At 41.5% G+C, this 20,965-nt stretch carries 20 protein-coding genes and 1 tRNA gene; 16 read left to right on the forward strand and 5 right to left on the reverse strand.

The features are described from left to right. Positions 1-4: 4 nt before the first annotated feature. From ACQY3F_RS05555 to ACQY3F_RS05600, 10 genes are all read left to right on the forward strand, one after another. Positions 5-1,366 carry an IS1380 family transposase gene (locus ACQY3F_RS05555; RefSeq protein ID WP_428352976.1) on the forward strand — a complete coding sequence of 454 codons (1,362 nt, stop codon included), beginning with the start codon at positions 5-7 and terminating at the stop codon, positions 1,364-1,366. Between the two features lie 1,098 nt (positions 1,367-2,464). Further along, on the forward strand, positions 2,465-2,998 hold the full coding sequence (locus tag ACQY3F_RS05560) for a DUF4136 domain-containing protein (protein ID WP_428353932.1): 534 nt from the start codon (positions 2,465-2,467) through the stop codon (positions 2,996-2,998). Between the two features lie 41 nt (positions 2,999-3,039). Continuing rightward, positions 3,040-3,768 carry a hypothetical protein gene (locus tag ACQY3F_RS05565; RefSeq protein WP_428353933.1) on the forward strand — a complete coding sequence of 243 codons (729 nt, stop codon included), beginning with the start codon at positions 3,040-3,042 and terminating at the stop codon, positions 3,766-3,768. A 46-nt stretch (positions 3,769-3,814) separates the two neighbouring features. Beyond that, positions 3,815-4,279 carry a YMGG-like glycine zipper-containing protein gene (locus ACQY3F_RS05570; protein ID WP_428353934.1) on the forward strand — a complete coding sequence of 155 codons (465 nt, stop codon included), beginning with the start codon at positions 3,815-3,817 and terminating at the stop codon, positions 4,277-4,279. Positions 4,280-4,468: 189 nt separating this feature from the next. After that, a complete protein-coding gene (locus tag ACQY3F_RS05575; protein ID WP_428353935.1) occupies positions 4,469-5,017 on the forward strand; it encodes a hypothetical protein in 549 nt (182 codons plus the stop codon). Between the two features lie 103 nt (positions 5,018-5,120). Then, the gene (gene tnpA, locus ACQY3F_RS05580; RefSeq protein ID WP_428353936.1) at positions 5,121-5,522 is read left to right on the forward strand and encodes an IS200/IS605 family transposase; all 402 of its coding nucleotides are present in this window, start codon (positions 5,121-5,123) and stop codon (positions 5,520-5,522) included. 128 nt (positions 5,523-5,650) lie between these two features. Further along, positions 5,651-7,255: a heavy metal translocating P-type ATPase gene (locus tag ACQY3F_RS05585; RefSeq protein WP_428357621.1), complete on the forward strand. Its 1,605-nt coding sequence runs from the start codon at positions 5,651-5,653 to the stop codon at positions 7,253-7,255. Between the two features lie 17 nt (positions 7,256-7,272). After that, a complete protein-coding gene (locus tag ACQY3F_RS05590) occupies positions 7,273-8,121 on the forward strand; it encodes a damage-control phosphatase ARMT1 family protein (protein WP_428353937.1) in 849 nt (282 codons plus the stop codon). A gap of 135 nt (positions 8,122-8,256) precedes the next feature. After that, positions 8,257-9,867, forward strand: a complete 1,611-nt coding sequence (locus ACQY3F_RS05595; protein WP_428353938.1) for a multicopper oxidase family protein — start codon at positions 8,257-8,259, stop codon at positions 9,865-9,867. 134 nt (positions 9,868-10,001) lie between these two features. Continuing rightward, complete coding sequence (locus tag ACQY3F_RS05600) at positions 10,002-11,045, forward strand: sulfite exporter TauE/SafE family protein (RefSeq protein ID WP_428353939.1); 1,044 nt, start codon at positions 10,002-10,004, stop codon at positions 11,043-11,045. Positions 11,046-11,633: 588 nt separating this feature from the next. Here the strand turns inward: ACQY3F_RS05600 and ACQY3F_RS05605 are convergent. Beyond that, the gene (locus ACQY3F_RS05605; protein WP_428353940.1) at positions 11,634-12,023 is read right to left on the reverse strand and encodes a VanZ family protein; all 390 of its coding nucleotides are present in this window, start codon (positions 12,021-12,023) and stop codon (positions 11,634-11,636) included. 29 nt (positions 12,024-12,052) lie between these two features. On the opposite strand from ACQY3F_RS05605, the gene ACQY3F_RS05610 reads away from it, so the two are divergent. The 4 genes from ACQY3F_RS05610 to ACQY3F_RS05625 all read left to right on the forward strand — a co-directional run bounded on the left by ACQY3F_RS05610 (position 12,053) and on the right by ACQY3F_RS05625 (position 15,804). Then, the gene (locus tag ACQY3F_RS05610; protein WP_428353941.1) at positions 12,053-12,850 is read left to right on the forward strand and encodes a ferritin-like domain-containing protein; all 798 of its coding nucleotides are present in this window, start codon (positions 12,053-12,055) and stop codon (positions 12,848-12,850) included. A 208-nt stretch (positions 12,851-13,058) separates the two neighbouring features. Further along, a complete protein-coding gene (locus ACQY3F_RS05615) occupies positions 13,059-14,237 on the forward strand; it encodes an NnrS family protein (protein WP_428353942.1) in 1,179 nt (392 codons plus the stop codon). A gap of 315 nt (positions 14,238-14,552) precedes the next feature. Beyond that, positions 14,553-15,644 carry a redox-regulated ATPase YchF gene (gene ychF / locus ACQY3F_RS05620; RefSeq protein WP_428353943.1) on the forward strand — a complete coding sequence of 364 codons (1,092 nt, stop codon included), beginning with the start codon at positions 14,553-14,555 and terminating at the stop codon, positions 15,642-15,644. Between the two features lie 82 nt (positions 15,645-15,726). After that, positions 15,727-15,804 (forward strand) — tRNA-Met (locus ACQY3F_RS05625). A gap of 171 nt (positions 15,805-15,975) precedes the next feature. Here ACQY3F_RS05625 and ACQY3F_RS05630 read toward each other — a convergent pair. Both ACQY3F_RS05630 and ACQY3F_RS05635 read right to left on the reverse strand, forming a co-directional pair. Then, positions 15,976-16,545, reverse strand: a complete 570-nt coding sequence (locus ACQY3F_RS05630) for a site-specific integrase (protein ID WP_428353944.1) — start codon at positions 16,543-16,545, stop codon at positions 15,976-15,978. Positions 16,546-16,562: 17 nt separating this feature from the next. After that, on the reverse strand, positions 16,563-17,273 hold the full coding sequence (locus ACQY3F_RS05635) for a DUF932 domain-containing protein (protein WP_428353945.1): 711 nt from the start codon (positions 17,271-17,273) through the stop codon (positions 16,563-16,565). A gap of 288 nt (positions 17,274-17,561) precedes the next feature. Here ACQY3F_RS05635 and ACQY3F_RS05640 point away from each other — a divergent pair, with 288 nt between their 5' ends. After that, positions 17,562-17,819, forward strand: coding sequence for an AbrB/MazE/SpoVT family DNA-binding domain-containing protein (locus ACQY3F_RS05640; protein ID WP_428353946.1), 258 nt, complete (start codon positions 17,562-17,564; stop codon positions 17,817-17,819). After that, complete coding sequence (locus ACQY3F_RS05645; RefSeq protein WP_428353947.1) at positions 17,813-18,169, forward strand: type II toxin-antitoxin system ChpB family toxin; 357 nt, start codon at positions 17,813-17,815, stop codon at positions 18,167-18,169. The genes ACQY3F_RS05640 and ACQY3F_RS05645 overlap by 7 nt, the downstream gene beginning before the upstream one ends. A 95-nt stretch (positions 18,170-18,264) precedes the next feature. Here the strand turns inward: ACQY3F_RS05645 and ACQY3F_RS05650 are convergent, their stop codons facing one another. Beyond that, on the reverse strand, positions 18,265-19,377 hold the full coding sequence (locus tag ACQY3F_RS05650; protein WP_428353948.1) for a DUF6094 domain-containing protein: 1,113 nt from the start codon (positions 19,375-19,377) through the stop codon (positions 18,265-18,267). Between the two features lie 105 nt (positions 19,378-19,482). Next, entirely contained in the window at positions 19,483-19,770 is a 288-nt protein-coding gene (locus ACQY3F_RS05655) for a hypothetical protein (protein ID WP_428353949.1), read from the reverse strand. Between the last annotated feature and the right edge of the window lie 1,195 nt (positions 19,771-20,965).

The following is a 20,965-nucleotide window of genomic DNA, read 5'->3' on the forward strand; positions in this document are numbered from 1 at the left end:
TTTAATGAAGCCCTCTAAAGTATCAAAATCCTCATCTCACGTAAGAAACCGTACCCGAACGGTAAAAATGACATCTACAGCACATGGATTGACAAGCCAGGCGGGACTGATTCCCGTCGTGAAATATTTAGACAGGATAGGTTTTGAAAAAACCGTAAAACAAAGCGTTCCACATCGGCGGGGTGAAAATGCAGACCATCACTTATCTGATGTGGTTCTATTGACGTTGGTTGGCATGATGGGGGGAGCAACATCAATGGCAAAGGTGACGACCGTATGGGCAGATAGCGTACTGCGCAAAGTAGCTGGCTGGATAAAGATTCCTGTTGAAACCACAATTTTACGGATCTTTAAAGAAGTAAGTGATAGGCAGATAAGCCAGTTTGAAACGCTCACGCATACTTTGCGTGGTCAACACTGGCGGCGATTGCTTCGTTCCGGAAAATCGAAAACTGGCATACAATCCGTCCAGTGGGTCGATGTCGATTCAACTGTGGACACCGTTTGTGGTCGACAAGAAGGAAGTGCCAAAGGCTTCAACCCCAAAAAGAAAGGTGCCCGTTCATACCATCCACAACTCGCTTTTCTAGCGGAAACAAAAGAAATTTTACAAGCCTGGTTCCGGACAGGCAATGCCTTTACAAGCAATGGTGTTGTAGAATTTACCAAACAGTTACTTGCACACTTGCCCAATCGGATGCGCATTATTTTTCGCGGTGACAGTGGTTATTTTGTCGGTGATTTGCTTGAATTTCTCGATACCAGAGGGCATGGGTATCTAATAAAGGTTAAACTTAAGAATTTGAACGCATTGCTGGCCAAACAGGCCTGGACAGCCATACAAGGCCGACCCGGTTGGGAGCAGAGCGAGTTTCAATATCGTTGTGGTGGCTGGTCTCGCTCTCGTCAGTTTGTCGCGGTCAGGATAAAGCAACCTAAACAAGTGACAGGACCTCAGTCCGAGCTTTGGGATACGGCAGAATATGACTATTTTTGTTATGTAACAACTGAACCTCTATCGCCTTGGCAAACACATAAGAAGTATGGTGAACGAGCGACGTGCGAAACATGGATTGAAGAAGCAAAATCACAAATGGGTTTAGGTAAAATCAGAACGAATCAATTTCTGGCTAATGCCGCATTATTTCATTGCGCCGTTCTTGCCTACAATACCGTGCGCTGGATGGCTCAATTGAGTGGCAACAAAACGTTGTGCCAATGGGAGCCGGATACACTTCGTACTTATCTGATTCGGGTGGCTGGAAAATTACTCACAGGCAATAATCAGCTGAGAGTCAGAACACCTGCAGGTCCGCTCTATCCACAGGAATGGGATGATTGGGTTAAGGTGGGGTTACTCGCTTAACATTAACCGAAGTTAAGTCACTTTGATTAAAAGGTCATGGCACGTTGGCAGGGTGTTTATTGCCTTGGGCTCGGGGGATATCCATACGATACAAAAAATTTCCTCTATTTATGATTTAAATCTGGATATTTTGATCGGTTGGACAAAGAGGGCTGGCAAAGCGGCAGTAAAAACCTAATAACCACTTAGCTAGACAGGTTAATGAGAGTCAAAATATGGGCTTGCAGGATTTAGGTATTATATAATATTTTTAATTTAGCTGTGAGTTGTACGTAATCAGCATTTTAAGCCATGCTGGCCACCCACCTACAAGTAACAAAGATTACATTAGTATATAAATCAATGTGTTAAATAATTTTTATTTAGAAGGAATTGATATGCAATGCAGGTAAATTGGGTATTCTTCCACTAATTTTGCGGTTAGATTTGCGGATTTCTGATAATGATTTGCAGATATTTATGTAAAATCAATGGATATGGCAAATATGATTCATAAAAATTACATGCCTTAATTTGAAGGAGGGTAATGAAATACCACATCAGACTTTCAGTAAACCTGCCGTTCTAGAAAACAGTTATTTTCACGGCCAGTTATTTGTTAATAACGGATGTTTAGCCATTGGAATTAAACTATTGATTTTGGCTCTATTAGGTGCTTCCTTACTAGATTTTCTGATAAACTTTTAGCAACATGAAAGTTTTAGTTTTTTTAAAAAACATTATGCTCAAATTTCTCCACATTGTGTTCAACTTTTTTCGTTTGATATTTATTGTGCTAATGGTCGCATTAATTTCTTTAGCTATAGGCTGATCTAGTAATCGTCTGCAATTTAACAATAGCGATGTAAATCAGCATTATATTTGCTAGGAAAAAATTAAACTATATAGTGGGCAACAAGATGTTTTAAATTATGATCTCAATCAGCAAATTTATTGATATCAGAAATTAGGCCTATAGCCGCTAGACCATGGATTGCATAAAAGGCAGCATGCTTGCCTTATCTGGAGGTTTACTATTGCACGATAGCTATCAGGCTGATGCTATAATTTGACGATCTCTATTAAAAAAATTATTATTAATCAAGAAGGAGAATAACAATGAAAAAATTGACTACGATTGTATTAACTATTTGTCTTATTTTACTTAGCGGCTGTGCTGTTTTTAATCAGAAGACCTGTGATATTGAAGTCGATGCTCAAACTGATCCTCAGGCAAATATGGCGGGTTATAAAAGCTATGCCTGGCTAGGTTCGGCTAGAGTATTGAATGACCCAGATAACAAGTGGCAACCACCGGCAATGGATATTGCGGGGGATATTAAATATTTGATTGATAGAGAATTAAATAAACAGGGTATTTATAGTAATAATGAAAACCCTGATTTAGCTGTTGCTTTTTTTATAGGCATCGATATGGATGCCCAGAAAATCGTTGATAACCCGGACACTAACGTTGATGTTTTAGAAGATGTTCCTCAGGGGGCTTTGGTGGTCACACTAATCAATGTTGAAACTGGTTATGTGGTCTGGGTAGGGACGGCACAAGCTGATATCCTTGAAGGGACTTCTCCTGAGCTGGTAAGGGAACGCCTGGATTATGCTGTGAGTAAAATGTTTAAATTGCTCAAATAAAATTTACCATGAAATTTCCTGTTATTAAGGCATTTATTTTATTGGTTGTAGCCCTGTGTTTTGTGCCTGTATCGGTCTCTGCCGAGGAACTTTCAAAAAATCAACTTGATCCATGGCGGTTTGAATTAAAGCCGCTTTATCTCTGGTTTCTCAGCCTGGAAGGAGATACAACTATGCCTGCTTCAGGCGGCTCTTCCGATGCAACTAGTTCGACTAATGAAGGTGTGTTAACTAGCGCATTTAGCATTCACTTTGAAGCAGGTAAAGGTGACTGGACTGTGTTTACAGATTATCTATATGCCCAATATACTGCTGATAATATCAGTATTTCATCCAGCCCTGTTCAGGGTAAAAATGAATTGACCGTGCATCTATCTGAATTAGGTGTTACATACCGGTTATTGGCTGACTATTGGTATAAAGTTGAATTACTGGGCGGTGTTAGATATTTGTATGTAGCCAATAAGTTTGATTTCTATAGTGATAACCTGGATACCTTGTCAGCTAAAGATAATCTCTGGGACGGCTTTGGGGGCATACGTTTGACCGGGTATTTAAATGATAGTATCAGTGCGACAGTGCGCGCAGATGCAGGCGGCGGTAGTTCGGATCTGGTGTGGAATGTTGCCGCTCTGGTTGACTGGCAATATAAACATTGGGGATCAGTCTATGCAGGCTATCGGGCTATGGATTATAAAGTTAGCAATGAAGCGTTAGGTCTTAACCTCCAGGCAAAAGGGCCTGTTGTAGGTCTGGCGTTTAACTGGTGATTTTTTAACTGTTAAACAAAATTATTATTTTTCCGAGGATCAACATATGATTAAAAACAAATTCATTTTCATTGCTGGTGTTGTACTTTTTACCAGTAGTACTTTGCTGAAAGCAGAGCCGTATATTTATCCCTCTAAAGGACAAAGTGCGGAGCAAATGGAAAAAGATAAGTATCAGTGCTATGGCTGGGGGAAACAGCAGACAGGGTATGATCCCATGAATCCATCTGTTACATCTACCGGGCAAGCGAAAACGGGCAGTGTCGTAGGAGGCGCGGCCAAAGGAGCGGCGGGTGGTGCAGTGATTGGTGCTATTGCAGGCGACGCTGGTAAAGGGGCGGCTATAGGAGCTGTGTCTGGAACTGCAGCTAGAGGCATGAGGAATAGACGAGCCGTGGGCCAGCAACAGCAACAAGCTCAACAACAGTCTGCTGCTCACGCGCAAATGCGCAGTGAATATGATCGCGCCTATTCAGTGTGCCTTGAAGGCAGAGGTTATAGCGTTAAATAGTCTGTACCTAAATGTAGGGCGTGGCTTTAGCCCGCGAATTATGCATATGGCAGGCTAAAGTCACGCCCTACGGCTTCATGCATTAACTTATCCTTGCAAAATACTTGGCAACAGTGCCTACAAGTGCTTTAATCAAACTGTCACATTAAGATATTTGTCGAACTGATTTTAAATTCGAGGGCAGAGATAATGCAATGGTCCAGTCGATTTAATAACAAGAAAACACAACACGCCAAAAGCAATTTTTCTGCTGATTTAGATTCTGCAATTGAATATGAACAGCAAATACGCCGCTCTAGTTTTAAGCAAAATCCCATTATTGTTATTCCGGGAATTTTAGGCTCGAATCTTGCCAGCCTGGAAAATGACAACACTTTGTGGGGGGACTTCGGTAAATCCTTCGCTGACCCGAAAGTCGATGAAAACCTGCGCATGATCACTTTACCTATGCAAATGGGTAAAACACTAGATCAATTACAAAGTAAATCCAAAGTCGATGGTAGTCTTAGATACCTTAAAGGGAGTGTTGCTGGTATTCCTATTAGCATCAATACCTACGCCAGCATGTTATCTGCTATGGGAGTTGGCGAGCAGTTAGGGGCAGGTGGGTCACTTGCTAAACTGGATGATTATATTGATGATAGACGGCATGAAGCAAATGCCTTTGAATTTGGTTATGACTGGCGGCGTAGTGTAGATGAAAATGCTGTCCGGCTCGCGGAGTATATTACAACTTAGATAACCGCGCCCTGTGGGCGGGGGTAAAAAAAGCTTTGCGTAAAGGTCTGCTCAAGAGTATCAAGTAGTTAAGTTGTTCCCGCAATTTAACTAGGAGAAACAAATGAGCAGATTTCAAAAATTATCACATGTCGTCTGGTTTTGCCAGTACCCTATTGTTTTTGTGCCAAAGTACCGTTATCAAATTTTAAAAGGAGATCTTGGGAAGTATGTTTACCAGAGCATTTATGCTCATACTGAGAGAGCAGGGTGTGAAGTTATCGAATTAAATGTACAACCTGACCATGTCCATTTGCTTGTGAAAGTTTCCCCAAAGATTTCAATATCAGATTTGGTTGGGAGAGTAAAAGGAAAGACTGCAATTCAGGCTTTCCAGAAATTTCCCAATTTGCGTACAAAGAAATACTGGGGAAATCATTTTTGGTCGGCTGGTTACTGTGTTGATACCGTAGGTATGGATGCAGAAATGATAAGAAAGTATGTAAAGTTCCAGGATAATAAATAACCACTGAAATATTGGGAACAACTTGATCTTATTTCAGCAAGGCCCCAGAGGGGTTTTGCTGAGGACGGCCTTTTAGGTCGAACTCAAACCACGTTTTATAAGCGTGGTCGTTAATTTCTTTCTCCATTATCAGAAAAAACCGGGAAAAAATAGAAAATCTGATACAGGAAGGTAAAAAAACGGCTCAGGTGATCGTTGGTGATGAAATCAGAGAAACCCCGATTTGTGAAGTACAAAAAAATGACATTATTATTGTGCCTAAAGGCAGTATGATTGCAGTTGACGGTAAAATAATCGAGGGTGAATCATCGATTGATGAGTCTTTTATTACCGGCGAACCCTTTCCAGTCTATAAAAAAACAGGGGAAAGTGTGACCTCTGGCACCTTAAACTTAACAACGCCTCTGCAAGTTCAGGCAGAAAAAAAAGGTGATGACTCTTTTATGGCGGTCATTGCTCAGGAAATTAAATCCAGTTTATCGAAGAAATCAGATATGCAAAGGCGTGCTGATACCACGGTGCAAATTCTGCTGCTGTCTGTTACAGCCTATGCATTCCTGTTATTATTTGTAACGGGTGACTTACATTTAATGGCGACAGCATTAGCCGTCATGTGCCCCTGCGCCTGGGCATTAGCTACACCGACTGCATTTGCCGCTAATATTGGTCGGTTGGCTGGTTCCAATATTCTTGCACGAGGCGGTGAACCGCTGGAAAATATGCAGGATATTAAAACCCTGATTCTGGATAAAACAGGGACTGTCACGCTGGCAGAACCAGAAGTCAGTGAAGTTATTGAGATTAATATGCCACAACAGGAACTGCTGGAGTTAGCGGCTTCAGTTGAGTCCCGTTTTGATCATCCTATTTCACGTTCGATCATTAACTTTGCTAAAACAAAAGGGGTGACTCATTTCCGCTCTGTTGAACAGGCAGAAGATCTTCCCGGCAGAGGAATTAAGGCGGTTATCGAAAATCAGGACATTTTGATCGGTAGTGCAGAAACACTGCTAAACCAAGGTTGTAAACTACCTGAGATTGATTATACGGGGCGGGCAATCTGGATAGCGGTTGATGGAGATGTCAAAGGCATTATTGTTATTCGCGATATTATGTTAGCTGAAATGAAAAATCTGGCTGATACCATCCATCGCTTTGGCATTGAAAAAGTGATACTTGCTACCGGCGATAATGAAGAACAGGAAGCTAAACGTGTTGCTGATTATATCAATGCTGACGAATATTATTTTAATAGCAGACCTGAAGATAAAACGGCACTGGTTAAAAAGTATCAGGCTTTTGGAAAAGTTGCCATGGTTGGCGATGGTGTCAATGATGCTCCCGCTCTGGCCGCTGCGAATGTGGGTATTGCTATAGGCGGGCATAAGAATGTTAATCTTGCGATTACTTCCTCTGATATTGTGATACTGGGTAATGATGCGGAAGATTTAATAACAATACTGCAACTCAGTCAAAAAATGGGCGGAATTATCCAGCAGAATTATGCCTGGGCTATGGGATTTAATAGTATTGGCCTTGCGCTGGCGACATTTGGTTTTCTTAATCCCGTATTTGCTGCGATTCTACACCATATAAGTTCCGTATTCGTGGTGACCAATGCTGGCCGCTTGTACTTTACCCATATCGAAAATTCATTTGCTCAGCCATTTTTCAAGATAATGGATGACTGGGCAAGAGTAAGATCTGCGAAATCTGTTAAAGAATTGCCTTAGTAAGGAGGTAAGCACATATGAAAACCTATCTTGATTGTTATCCTTGTTTAATGAGACAGGCATTGAGTGCTGCACGTCGCGCAGGAGCTTCTGATAATCAGCAACACAGTATATTGCTTAAGACCATGGAAGAGCTGAGTGCGTTTCCGACCGGCTCGAACCCTGCGCAACTCGCGTATCGCATTCATCAGCAAGTTCAACAGTTGACCAATAACCTTGATCCCTACCGGGATGACAAGGATCAAGCGACGCAACAGGCCCTGGCGCTTTATCCTGAGTTGAAGAAAAAGGTCAGCCAGGCAGCAGACCCACTTGACATGGCTGTACGTATTGCTATTGCAGGCAATATCATAGATCTTGGCGTTGCCGACAGCTATGATCTGGAGGCAACATTGGCACGCGTTCTGACGCAAGCTTTTGCTATTAACGATTTAGCCTCATTACGTAACGCTTTAGCTCAGAGTATGTCTGTTCTATATCTTGCAGATAATGCGGGTGAGACAGTGTTTGACAGAGTACTGATAGAAACTCTTGATATCCCAGTAAATTATGTGGTCAAAGCTGGCCCGATTATAAATGATGCAACCCGAGAAGATGCAGTTGCTGCCGGCATAGAGCCAGTGGCAAATATTATTGATAATGGGTCTAATGCTCCTGGAACCTTGCTTGATCAATGTTCAGAATTATTTCGTAAACGCTTTGCACAAGCCGATCTAATTCTCGCCAAGGGCCAGGCTAATTATGAGAGCCTAAGCAATAGTTCTGCGCCAATTTTCTTTCTGTTACAGGCTAAGTGTAACGTGATTGCACGGGATTTAGGCGTTGCCGAAGGAGGAACGATATTAAAGCAACAAGTAGTGGACTAGCAAATTTTCTCTTGCTGTTTTATTAGATTGTGTTCGTCAAACCCATAAAAATGCAAAGTATTATTAGAATAGCTTTACAATGCATGATAAGTATATTATAAAAGACTAATATTATTTGTTAGTCAGGAGTGGATTATGAACAATAACGTAAATATTCAGCGTCGCAAACTATTAAAATATGCTGGTGTTAGTGCAGCAGCACTAGCAACATTTCCTGGTCTATTAAATGCTAAGACGATGAGGGTGGGGAGCCACCCTTCGCTTGATTTTAACCCGGATGTAGAAATTAACCTGACCGGTGAAGTTAAATATGTGTCGATTTTTAGTGGCCCTAGTACTCGTGTCTGGAAAGTAACGGGTGAAGTGATTAAAGGAAATAAAAGCGCCATTTCCAATGATGAAGAGAGCTATCTTGCGCCTACTATCCGTTTGCACAAAGGTCAAAAGGTACGTATCTATCTTAAAAACGAATTACCTTCAGCAACAATATTGCATTGGCATGGCTTGCATGTTCCTTCCAAAATGGATGGTAATCCTATGTATGCCATTGATAATGGAGAAACCTTTGTCTATGAATTTGAAATACTCAATCGAGCAGGGACTTATTGGTATCATGCGCATACCCATAGCTTAACCGCCCAGCATGTTTATTCAGGGCTTGCTGGCTTTTTTATTGTCAGTGATGATGAAGAGCAGGCGCTTAAATTACCTCGTGATGAATACGATGTCCCTTTAGTCATTCAGGATCGTAACTTTGATCAGCAAAACCAGCTTAAATATGATGGCGGCATGATGATGAAGATGCATGGGTTTTTAGGCGAGAAGATTCTGGTAAATGGTACGCCTGAGTTTAAATTACCGGTTGCGACGCGTGCTTACCGCTTGCGATTGTTAAATGGCTCCAACTCACGTATTTATAAATTAGCCTGGGATGATGGCACGCCTTTTAAAGTAATTGGAACAGACGGTGGGCTATTAGAGCGACCTGAAACACTGCCTTATATAACGCTTGCACCAGCGGAACGACGCGAAATCTGGGTGGACTTTAGTGATAAGGAAATAGGCACTGAGTTAACTTTACGTAGCCTGGGATTTTCTTCAGGTGGTATGGGGATGATGGGCGGCATGGGCGGTGGCGGTATGCGAGGCGGTCGTGGTGGTGGCATGAGGGGTGGTATGGGAGGAGGGCAGTCCCATTCTGGAGAAGATTTTACTGTACTCAAAGTACGTGTTAGCAAAAAATCTTCCAGTAAAGATGTCTTACCGAAACGTTTAAGTAAAGTAAAAGCATTACGCTTAGCGGATGCCGCAAATCCGCAATCACCTCGGCGCATCACTTTATCCATGCGTCATATGTCTGCCTTGCTGAATGGCCGCTCCTATAAAATGAATGATATCAGGAAGGATGAGATTATTCCTGTTAATACCTTACAGCTAATGGAGTTTGATAATGGCTTTCATCATGGCATGGGGGGCGGGATGATGGGAATGCCGCATCCTATGCATTTGCATGGTGAGCAATTTCAGGTGGTTAAACGTGAAGTGAGAAATAAATCCGGCAAGGGATATACGTCTGTATCCAAAGGCTTTCTGGATAAAGGCTGGAAAGATACTGTGCTAGTGATGCCAGGTGAAAAGGTCACAATCTTGAAACCTTTCAATGACTATACTGGTATTTTTATGTATCACTGTCATAACCTGGAGCATGAAGATATGGGTATGATGCGTGATTTGTTGGTGAAATAAAAACGTAGCCTGTATTCCGCAGGCTCCATACAGGCTACAGCATTGCCAAATATAAGTTGATGGAATGGTACAAACACCAGAACTAACAACTATTAATAGCTGGGTTGCGCGAAAGAGCTAAAAAAGGAAGTATTATGCAAACTAACAAACTAATCGATATCAACGGAATGGTCTGTGGCGGCTGTGAGACTGTCATTGAAGAAGCCCTTGCAGCAATGGACGGTGTGCTTGAGGTTAAGGCTGATTATACTAGCGGTAAATGCACGGTAAGTTTTACAGATAATATAGTCGAGCTTGAGGATATTTATAAGACTATTGAAGATAAAGTCTACCAGGTAGACTTGGCACCGGCTAATAAGGGCAATGTGTTTATCAAAATCAGTTTATCTATTCTTGCATTGATAGGTATTGTTTTATTGATGTTTTTCTCGCGCAAGTTATGGCATCAATTTAGTGTGCCTGAAATTAGTTCGCAGCTAAGTTATGGCATGATTTTTATCGTGGGTTTAATCACCGGCTTACATTGTATCGGTATGTGCGGTAGTTTCGTTATTGGCTACACCGTCAAAGATGCTGAACATGGACGCTCAGCTTATTTATCGCACTTATTATATGGTATCGGGAAGACACTTTCCTATGCCATGTTTGGGGCAGTATTTGGTTTTATTGGTTCGGTAGTCAGCATTACCCCGTTTATTAGTGGTGTAAGTATTCTGCTTGCAGGAATATTTTTAATTATTTTTGGGCTTAATACCCTAGGAATATTTGCAGTATTAAAGCGCGTACGCATTAAACAACCTGAGGCTATGGCGCGTTATGCCAACAACAAGCGGCGTAATTCGCGTAGCCCCTTTTTTATAGGTTTTTTCTCCGGTTTTCTCTTAGGTTGCGGCCCTTTGCAGGCGATGTATATTATGGCAGCCGGGAATGGTGATCCGCTAGAAGGGGCAAAATTTTTAGCGGCCTTTGGCTTAGGTACTTTACCTGCTCTATTAGGCTTTGGTATGGCAACACGCTGGCTTTCAGGCGCAATGACCCATCGCATTACACAAATTTCTGGTGTGATTTTGCTGGTTATGGGAACTATGATGCTCAATAAGGGGTTGATGAAAACCCAGTCTGGCTATGACTTTAAATCTATCAGTACTCAGATGACGCAACAGCTTAATGACAAATGATAGTATTTCCAGTTAGAAGGGTTCTGTGTGAATAAATGATCAATATAAATAGATATAATTGGGTATTGATATGCTTATGACAGGATGTGCTGAGGTACGAAGCGCATCTTTTGCGATACTAAGCTCTTTGTAGGGCGTGGCTTTAGCCCGCCTATATATTTAAGTACCAAAGTCCATTGACTCTAGAAAAATCAGTTGCTCGCGTTTTCTAGCACAAGCTCTTGATTCCACCGCATTTCCACAAAATGTCCGCTTAACCTATGGATGGAGCTAAAATTTTTTGAAAGTATTATATTCATTCAATATCTTCAGACCACCTGAATTCTAGGATAATAACTTGATGCCAATGCTTGATATGTAGGTTGACGCCGGGCTTGCGAAGCCCAACAATCACTGTGCAATATCATGTTGGGCTTCGTATACTCAGCGCCAACGCACTTTAGTATCATCTAATTATCTTGTGAAAACGGTCAGATTTTGATTTCTTTATGTCGAGATTAAGAGCTCTGATCTTGCACTATATAAATTCACGCTCAACTGATTTTTCTAATATGGGCGGGCTAAAGCCACGCTCTACTCCATAAGTCGTTAAGTTTCACCGTTTTTTCTGAGAAATTTTCGGTCATATCCATAATACAATCCTAGAAATAACAGCGCGCCCACAGTATCGGCCAGCCAATCAGCAACATCGCTCATCCTTCCCGACACAAAAGACTGGTGCCATTCATCGGATACTCCATATAAGCTGCAAAATATCAGGCTAGTCAAGATTAAGAGTGGCAGGGATGATATTGCATGCCGAAAAGCCCGAAGTGCAAAAAAAGCCATCACGAAATAAGCGCCTGCGTGAATCACTTTATCCTGATGCTCAAATAACTCGGGAGCTGGTAGAGAAGACTGGCTTGAGAGCCAGTATATCAAAACACAATAGAGTATTAGCTGTGCGCTATCTAATGCTTTGTTATAATATCCGTACATGTGAGAATCGGGTGGAATTTACTTAGTGAATGAATAATGTATTTGATTTTGCCGAAGCTTGTTTGCATCGTGCAGATATTGAGGAAAAATTACAATTAACGGCAAAAGCGTGGCAATTATATCAACAAGGTGAATTGAAGTTTGATTCTTTATCAGCGGTGCAAGAAATAGAGCAGGTTTGCTTTCCTGATAAGCCGGAACTGCTGGCGCCTCGATATATGGCGCGGCGTAAGCTGGGCACACCTGAAGGTGTACAGGCTTTTTATCATGCATTGGCGCATATAGAATTTATTGCCATTTATCTTGCCTGGGATATACTCTATCGATTTCGAGGCTTGCCGGAAAAATTTTATCAGGACTGGTTAAGAGTCGCTTATGAAGAAGCCTTGCATTTTGAGCTAATTCGTAGTCATTTGCGAAAACTAGGGATTGATTATGGCGATTTACCTGCTCACCAGGGTTTATGGGAACATGCGCAGGATACGGCACATGATTTACTGGCGCGCTTAACCATTATTCCCCGTTGTATGGAAGCGAGAGGTCTGGATGTGACGCCGGGGATGATAGATAAAATTCGCACATTGAAAGATGAAGCCGGGGTAAAAATATTACAGCGCATTCTGCAAGATGAGCAGCAACATGTGCTGTTTGGCTCAGAGTGGTTTAATCAACAATGCCGGGAGCAACAACTGGAACCCGAGGCAACTTTTAAGGCGATGCTGTTAAAATATTTTAATAATAACAAACCTAAAGGCCCATTTAATAACGAAATGCGTTTAAATGCGGGTTTTACAGCCAATGAGTTGGCCTGGTTAAATGAACAGTAAGAGTGCTTTGTAGCAAAGTATTTATGGACAGAGGTAAGGCGTTGTTTCAGTCATTATCATGCTTAGGAGTGCGACTGTGATGCCAAAATCCTGCGTCATACCTTCGGATATTATTAAATCCTCGCTCCTTAAGGAAGTTTTTTTCGACAGATGTTTATGTAGGTTAATCCTGCGTTGCTCAAATATTAATGCTGAATAGTGAAGACTTATGAATCATACCAAGCCGTTTAATATCCCTTTTTTTGCATTAGGATTTAGAACTTTTTTTACTTTAGCAGGTCTAGCCGCTTTAATTCTGATGCTTTTATGGCGCTCTTTATATGATGGCAGCCTAGCGCTAGATAATTACTATTTTGCCAATAGCTACTGGCATGCACATGAAATGCTGCTGGGCTATACCGCCGCTGTTATTGCCGGATTCTTATTAACGGCGGTAAGCAACTGGACCGGACAGAAAACCCTCTCAGGGGGAGGCCTGGCAGGTTTGGCATTATTATGGGTTTATGGCCGGGTATTGCCGTTTTATTCCGGTTTACTGGCTGATGAGTTTATCGCTTTAGTTGATTTTCTGTTTTTGCCGATATTGGCCTTTTGTCTGGTCAAACCCATCATGGCTGCCCGTTATACACGAGGCTATGTTTTTATTACTCTTTTATTGCTGATGAGTTTGGGTAATGCGCTTGTGCATATGCAAATACTGGGGCTTGCTGAGCAAAGCGCATGGTCAGGTTTTCAAATAGTCATCGCGTTGATAATTATGATGATTCTGGTGATTGCAGGTCGCGTATTTCCATTTTTTACGGAAAAAGGACTGCCAGGCACATTTACGATACGTAATCCCTTATATGATGCCCTGTCGATTGGCTCGGCAATGCTGGTATTTGTATTAACAATTATGCAGGTTTCAGGCTTTTTGTTAGCACTTACCGCTAGCCTGGCAGCCATTACAAATATACTCAGAGTGAAGGACTGGTATGAGTTTAGAATCTGGTATGTACCTTTGTTATGGGTGTTGTATCTAGGTTATGCATGGATTATTGTCGGTTTTATTATGACTGCGCTAAGTGCTTTTCAGCTTATTCCGCCTACGCTGGCATTACACGCATTTACCATGGGCGGTATAGGTGTTATCACCTTGGGCATGATGGCGCGAGTTTCATTAGGCCATACCGGGCGCGTTTTAAAAGCATCGCAAGCGATGGCAATCGCATTTGCGTTGATTAATATAGGAGCCTTAGTTAGGGTGGTTATCCCGGTGCTAATGCCCAACTGGTATGCCGATATAATTTACGCGTCTACTCTATTATGGTTAGCTGCATTTGCATTATTTGCCTATGTCTATACGCCGATCTTAACGACTGCAAGAGCCGATGGTAAAGCAGGCTAATAGCAAGGGGAGTAGGCTTTAGCCTACACGAGCCAAGACAACAGGCAGGCTAAAGCCTACTCACCAAAAGATACAAGAATTATACTTCGCACGGCCACGGTGACAGTTTTCTAACGGGCGATTTTTGTCGATAGCTGTGCTGCTAAAACTATTGCGTAACCAGCTATGCGTCAGTTTCAGCCTCTTGCTCTCGGCAAAAACCGACTCTCTATAAAATCCGCAACCATGGCCGCGCGAAGTATATAATATATAGATATTCACTCAATGGTCTAAAAACCATTGAGCAAACCTTAACTTTATTCATCAAGAGAAAATATGGCACTTTATTGTGGAATTGTGGGTTTACCCAATGTTGGTAAATCGACCTTATTCAATGCACTTACCAACGCAGAAATAGCAGCTGAAAATTACCCGTTTTGTACGATAGATCCAAACGTAGGCGTCGTCCCTGTGCCTGATGAACGTATGGATGCATTGGCTGAAATAGTAAGCCCTGAACGTGTATTACCCACCACCATAGAGTTTGTTGATATCGCAGGGTTGGTCGCAGGTGCGTCGCAAGGTGAAGGCTTAGGTAATAAATTCCTGGGTAATATTCGCGAGACAGATGCGATAGTGCATGTGGTGCGTTGTTTTGAAGATGAAAATGTCGTGCATGTTGCAGGAAAAATCGATCCCATTGGCGATATAGAAGTTATCAATACCGAACTGGCCTTGGCTGATATGGCCAGTATCGAAAAAGCCCTGGTAAAATCAACCAAAGCGGCTAGAACCGGAAATAAAGAAGAACTTGCCCGAAAGGTACTATACGAGAAGTTAATAAAACATCTGGATGACGGTGGTCAGGTGCGTGAACTGGATTTAACAAAAGAAGAATTAATCATCATTAAAGAGCTGTTTTTACTGACGATAAAACCGACAATGTACATTGCCAATGTACAAGATGATGGTTTTGAAAATAATCCTTTACTGGACTCTGTGCAAGCCTATGCCGATAAAGAAGGCTCAGTGGTTGTGCCTGTTTGTGCTGCAATTGAAGCTGACATAATCCAGCTAGAGGAAGATGAAAAGCAGGAATTCATGGATGATCTAGGGCTGGAAGAACCAGGCTTAAATCGGGTCATACGTGCAGCTTATACATTACTGGATTTATCCACCTACTTTACTGCCGGTGTCATGGAAGTAAGGGCCTGGACCATTCCGGTTGGCGCATCAGCACCACAAGCAGCAGGGGTTATTCATACCGACTTTGAGAAAGGCTTTATACGCGCAGAAATTATCTCTTACGATGATTATGTGCAATACAAAGGCGAGCAAGGTGCAAAAGATGCGGGCAAATGGCGCTTAGAAGGCAAGGATTACATAGTTCAGGATGGAGATGTAGTGCATTTTCGTTTTAACGTATAATTTGTAATTGACGAGTAACTAAAGAGCGGATATAATTTCAGCTCTTTATTAGGGTTACTTTTCAGGTAATTCATCTAGATAAGGCGATATAGCTCAGTCCGGTTAGAGCGCAGGATTCATAACCCTGAGGTCGTAGGTTCGATCCCCACTATCGCCACCATCTTTTCAATAGCTTAGCGAGTTTTTAGTCTTGTTACATTATCGGGTGCAACCGATTTTGCAACGATTCCGTTAAGATTGTTCGCGTAGCTACTGAGATGACCTGGTGCTAAATGTGCATAGCGTTGCACCATTTCATAACTACTCCAGCCTCCTAGTTCTTGAAGTACGTTTAAGGGTGTCCCGTTCTGACATGCCAGCTTGCCCAAGTATGCCTTAATCCATGCCAGGTAAAATTTTCAATACCTGCACGTTCTAAAGCTTTTCTCCGCCATTTAGTACTAACTTTAGCAACTGGGTTACCACGAAAGGTAAATACCCTTGTGTGGTGTTTCCCTAGTTGATTAATAAGTACATCAACTGCATCCTGGTTTAAAGGTATTCTAATAACTTTACCACTTTTAGATTGATCAGCATGAATCCATGCAATTTTATTTTGCATATCAATTTGTGACCATTCGAGACCAGTAACATTAGATTCACTAAGCCCGGTAGCAAGTGTAAAAATTGCCATAGCTTTGGTATGCTCTGGTAATTCATTTAATAACCGTGATGCTTCTTCCCGCGTTAACCAGCGTAGCCTGTGATTATCTTCCTTAAATCTTCGTATATGCGGTACACTGTCAATCCAGTCCCATCTCTTATGTGCCTTGTTAAGAACAGACGGGACTAATTCAGTAGTACGATTTACACGAGTTTTTCCAGCGACTTTGAGTTTTGCCTGAATGATTTTCTCGATCATGTTAGTGTCGATTTCGTTCAGTTATGTAGAGCTCCACATAACTGAACAATATTAAATGTGGTCCACAGATCCTTTTTATTATCGGCAGTACGTCGAGGGTTCAACACAGCTTGCTCGGTAGGTTTATCATCAGAATCCGAAAAGCGTAAAGGTAAACTGGCTTTTGCAAAAGCCATTTGCTCTTCTTCCGAAAGCGTAATGGCTGCCATTTCCTCTCTTGATGCAGAAACACGATCAAAGTTATTCAGAACTTCATATGCGCCCTCGATGACATTATCAACCACATCATGACCAATATGCCGGACCCTGATATCCTGAAAGGTATCACCGCAAACCATTCCATTTTGGCAAACAAATCTGAAACAACCTGCCAACATCTGATAAGAAGATGAACCATCATGAGAGTTCAGCAAAATAATCTCATTAACGCCATTTTCATTGCTAGAATCAATTTGAGAGACATGCCGTAAGCGCAACATATGTTTTGCAAAGTCGATTTTAGAATCATCGCGAACACGGGCCTGACATGCCATAAAGGGTTCGAAAGCTTCTTTTCTAAGGGCATCCAGAACAACGATAGTAGGAATGTGTAGATATTTATCTGATCGTGAACTATGCGCCATATCCGCATAAATTGATGGCACAACCGATCTTAATTGATCATCCTCCAGAGGATGATTAGCACGAGTAATATTGCACCGTGCAAAACGTGAACTTAATTGCATCATGTTTCTCCACTTTATAAAAACCAGAGAAACACATTAACCCACAGGGAATGGTTCCCAGGTTGGGTTAAAAAAATAAAAACGTCCGCACTGTTTCCACAGAAACAGCTCGTTGGATAGATATTGCAGACTCGCAACGAGTAAAGGGTGTGACTGAGAAAGCAACCACAACTTTAATACAATTTATTTATACAACATATCAGTTAGTTAATCCAATATTTTTAAAATAACCCCGACACAATAAATTAAAAGAGTACAATAGTGATAACTTTGTTATCACGGGTGTTTTTTATGCAAACCTTAGTCAGAAAAATAGGAAATTCAACAGGAATGATTATTCCTGTTAATATTTTAAAGAAATATAGTTTACATATTGGCGATCAACTTGATATTCAAGATGATAATGGGCGGATGGTTATTGTACCTACTCAAAAAAAAACTAAGTACACGCTTACACAGCTGCTAGAGAAATGTGATGAATCAGTCCCAATGCCTCAAGAATTGATTGATTGGGACAATACACCCGATGTAGGGAATGAGAAATGGTAAGGAAAGCAATATTTGATAGAGGGGATATTGTTAGAGTGTGTTTAAACCCAACGGCTGGGAAGGAAATTACGGGCGATTTCCGTCCTTGTCTAGTCCTATCTCCTAAAGCATTTAACCGTCTTGGTATCACTCTTATTGCACCCATTACACAAGGTGGTAACTATGCCAGAGTAGCGGGCTTTACAGTGACATTAATGGGTTTAGGTACGGACACGCAAGGTGTCGTATTAATCAGTGGCATACGAATGGTTGACTTGGTAGCTCGTAAGGCAACTAAAATCGAAACTGCGCCGGCTGAAATTGTTGATGAAGTTTTAGCAATTTTAGCCACTTTGGTTGAACCAGAATAGCGAAGGTATCTATGAAATATCAAATGGTTAATCATCATCAGTAACGGAGCGTGTTAATAAAAAACCCCAATAGACAAAATATCGGGGTTGCTGTGTTACTTAATGGTTAATACGTGTCCGAAAGTAGGGCTGTCAGGAGTGAAATCCAGTGCTTTAATCACTGGAACAAAAACATCAATTGATGTCCTTATTTCTGAAAACTCACCGTTAGCTTTCTCTTCAACTTTTACACTGTGCTTTTTATCTTTAAATGTATCACCTTTTATGACATAGGTTTTGCGACCATCATTGGAGTGTACAACGCCAGAAACTTCTCCAGCTGCCAACGCTAAGGCTAAATGCCAATCTGATAATTTCATCAATGGTCTGCGTTTTTGACCAGAACACGATTGTAAATTCAAAGCAAACTGATCCCACAGACAGGGGTATTGATTAATTTGCTCAGTTAACTGAATCTCATCAATATTAATGATGTTAAACTGAATTTCCTGATCTACGCCAGCAGGGACAACATAACAATCATCATTCCACGTTTCAGGCAGAACGGGTTTATCATCCAGATTACAAAATTGCTCCAGTTTAGCTAAAACAAGACTGCTTTTTTTATCTTTAACAGCTCTTCTTTTTTTAATACCGAAAACAACCGCTTGTTGAAACTGTTGCTCAGGTGCTAAATAAATCTGAACCTGTTCAAAACCCGCAGCCAGCCATTTTCTAAACTCATCATCCAGAGAATAATGGGGAATAATTAAAACTAATACACCACCAGCCTGTAACAACCTGGCAGAATGCTGGTAAAACATCTTCTCCAAACGCTTGCGGCCTTTAGTCACAAATTGGGTGCCTGTTTGCGCCTTATCTGTTACCAAGTCACCGTAAGGAGGATTCAACCACAATAAACCGAAACTGCGCGGTGTGATGATGGTATCCTGAAAATCACCCTGTATACACCGATCAACCAGCTTCTTAGCCTGTTCTGCTCGATCACGATCATATTCAATAGCAAACGATTCAACACTATCTTTACCGAGGTGATGCTCACATTCAGCTAAAGCAGATGCTTCCCCTGCACAAGGGTCAATAATTCTCATATGACCTTTTGCGCAGGGACTGAGCGCATTTAAAATTCGCTCAGTTGTTATTGCATCCGTTGGGTAATACCCATTTTTTGCATAATTACGTGCAATACGTTGAAACATTAAAGCCATTGTTTTTCTCCGTTAAAAGGGAAAACCAACGCCACACGGGAGTTGGTTTTCCCGTGTTTGTGTTAATGTAACCAAAATTAATTGCTTAAAAATCTATTTCATAAATCATCCTGAAGTCTCTATATCAAGATATAAATTACCTGCCACAATCATTTGACTAATAACTTCCTCAAACTCTGCTTCAGGTAAATTAATACTGACATTATCAATCGCGTAGCCATGCTTCATTTCCATCCAGCCTTTTTTAAAAAGCAGATCCATGATGGGAGCCTGCCACACATCCAGCAAAGGTAGATGACAGACAGATTTAATTAATTGCCATATTTGCACATTAATATCATTGCCCTTATTAGAGCCATCAATGTTTAATTGAGTATGAGGTGTGACTGGCATGATAGTCAGCTAGCTGGTGGAAGTCCAGCCTTTGCCCTGTGAGAAGGGAAAAAGTAGGCGAAAGCAAGGGTGTCCAAAGAAACTCCCAGTAGCTACCCAACAGGGAAGCGCGGTTATTGGAAGCCAATGCGGAATCTGAAGGAAGCTCTAGCCAAATCGGTCACCTAAACGAAAGTGAACCTTCGTAAGGCGGCAACAAAAGGGTAAGGTGCCCTCGACCACCGAAGCCCAATATTCTCACCGTAACTTGTTGCTGTATTGAAGGTAGGAAGACCGAGATAAAGTTGACTATCTTACCCAGTGAAGAGCCGTCGGGTTTGAGTCGGAGTAACTGCGACTCCTTAAGCTCTAAGCGTTACAGTAATGTAGACGTTATGAACCGAGGGTTTTCGGATGAAGCCATAGTAATCGTAAAATTTGGTGCCAGTGATTTCATGGTGACATGGATGAGGGTAAAACATCAAATCAGTGACAGGATGTTGGAGTTGAAGGGCGGAACACGTAAGTGATCATAAAAACAAGTAATATATTGGCTTCTGAGATCAGCCTTTAAAGGAGCAGTTAACTATTCGCGTCGTAAATGCATATTCCTATGATCATGAACCCCCATTCTTCGCTAAAAAGCGATTATTTAAACAAATAAATGAACAGAAAAAAGCCTGCTTTTAGGGGTGGACTAAAGGCTCTGTTCAGACTCATTTGTTAATTGGAAAATACTGAAAATAACAAATCACTAAAATGTATTGGTGCAGAATCAATCCAACTGACAATGTTAGGTTTGTTCGCATTTTAACGATTGGTATTAAAACAACTGAAGTTTCCTAGGAATTCATCAAGCCATAATAAGTAATAAAAAGGTTACCATAAAATTAACTGGGAAGCTGGTATATTTAGGAAAAACCCTATCAAAATCAGAACCCAAAGCAGCTTCGGCAATGATGTATCGAATATCAGAAAAGGTGAAACTTCTCCGCCCCTTCATTTTGTACCGACGTTCCAGGTTGGTTTTGAAGCGAACAGCATAAATCTACGTTCCCTAACCAGGGCTACCGCTTCTTCTTTATATTCTTTAGAATATTGTTTGTACGTTCGTTTCTGTCCCATTCTGACACCTTAATAATTGATAGTTAATTATCTCTTACTAAACTGTCCTGTGCTATTAGACCACTACAGTATCAGTAGCTGCGGTCTTTAG

The sequence above is a fragment of the Methyloprofundus sp. genome (assembly GCF_965251085.1).
Lineage (GTDB): Bacteria > Pseudomonadota > Gammaproteobacteria > Methylococcales > Methylomonadaceae > Methyloprofundus.

What these genes read in the sequence shown, in the direction of transcription:
- ACQY3F_RS05555 (WP_428352976.1), top strand. Translation starts at nt 5, where the DNA reads ATGAAGCCCTCTAAAGTATCAAAATCCTCATCTCACGTAAGAAACCGT.
- ACQY3F_RS05560 (WP_428353932.1), top strand. Translation starts at nt 2,465, where the DNA reads ATGAAAAAATTGACTACGATTGTATTAACTATTTGTCTTATTTTACTT.
- ACQY3F_RS05570 (WP_428353934.1), top strand. Translation starts at nt 3,815, where the DNA reads ATGATTAAAAACAAATTCATTTTCATTGCTGGTGTTGTACTTTTTACC.
- ACQY3F_RS05575 (WP_428353935.1), top strand. Translation starts at nt 4,469, where the DNA reads ATGCAATGGTCCAGTCGATTTAATAACAAGAAAACACAACACGCCAAA.
- tnpA (WP_428353936.1), top strand. Translation starts at nt 5,121, where the DNA reads ATGAGCAGATTTCAAAAATTATCACATGTCGTCTGGTTTTGCCAGTAC.
- ACQY3F_RS05590 (WP_428353937.1), top strand. Translation starts at nt 7,273, where the DNA reads ATGAAAACCTATCTTGATTGTTATCCTTGTTTAATGAGACAGGCATTG.
- ACQY3F_RS05595 (WP_428353938.1), top strand. Translation starts at nt 8,257, where the DNA reads ATGAACAATAACGTAAATATTCAGCGTCGCAAACTATTAAAATATGCT.
- ACQY3F_RS05600 (WP_428353939.1), top strand. Translation starts at nt 10,002, where the DNA reads ATGCAAACTAACAAACTAATCGATATCAACGGAATGGTCTGTGGCGGC.
- ACQY3F_RS05605 (WP_428353940.1), bottom strand. Translation starts at nt 12,023, where the DNA reads ATGTACGGATATTATAACAAAGCATTAGATAGCGCACAGCTAATACTC.
- ACQY3F_RS05610 (WP_428353941.1), top strand. Translation starts at nt 12,053, where the DNA reads ATGAATAATGTATTTGATTTTGCCGAAGCTTGTTTGCATCGTGCAGAT.
- ACQY3F_RS05615 (WP_428353942.1), top strand. Translation starts at nt 13,059, where the DNA reads ATGAATCATACCAAGCCGTTTAATATCCCTTTTTTTGCATTAGGATTT.
- ychF (WP_428353943.1), top strand. Translation starts at nt 14,553, where the DNA reads ATGGCACTTTATTGTGGAATTGTGGGTTTACCCAATGTTGGTAAATCG.
- ACQY3F_RS05630 (WP_428353944.1), bottom strand. Translation starts at nt 16,545, where the DNA reads ATGATCGAGAAAATCATTCAGGCAAAACTCAAAGTCGCTGGAAAAACT.
- ACQY3F_RS05635 (WP_428353945.1), bottom strand. Translation starts at nt 17,273, where the DNA reads ATGATGCAATTAAGTTCACGTTTTGCACGGTGCAATATTACTCGTGCT.
- ACQY3F_RS05640 (WP_428353946.1), top strand. Translation starts at nt 17,562, where the DNA reads ATGCAAACCTTAGTCAGAAAAATAGGAAATTCAACAGGAATGATTATT.
- ACQY3F_RS05645 (WP_428353947.1), top strand. Translation starts at nt 17,813, where the DNA reads ATGGTAAGGAAAGCAATATTTGATAGAGGGGATATTGTTAGAGTGTGT.
- ACQY3F_RS05650 (WP_428353948.1), bottom strand. Translation starts at nt 19,377, where the DNA reads ATGGCTTTAATGTTTCAACGTATTGCACGTAATTATGCAAAAAATGGG.
- ACQY3F_RS05655 (WP_428353949.1), bottom strand. Translation starts at nt 19,770, where the DNA reads ATGCCAGTCACACCTCATACTCAATTAAACATTGATGGCTCTAATAAG.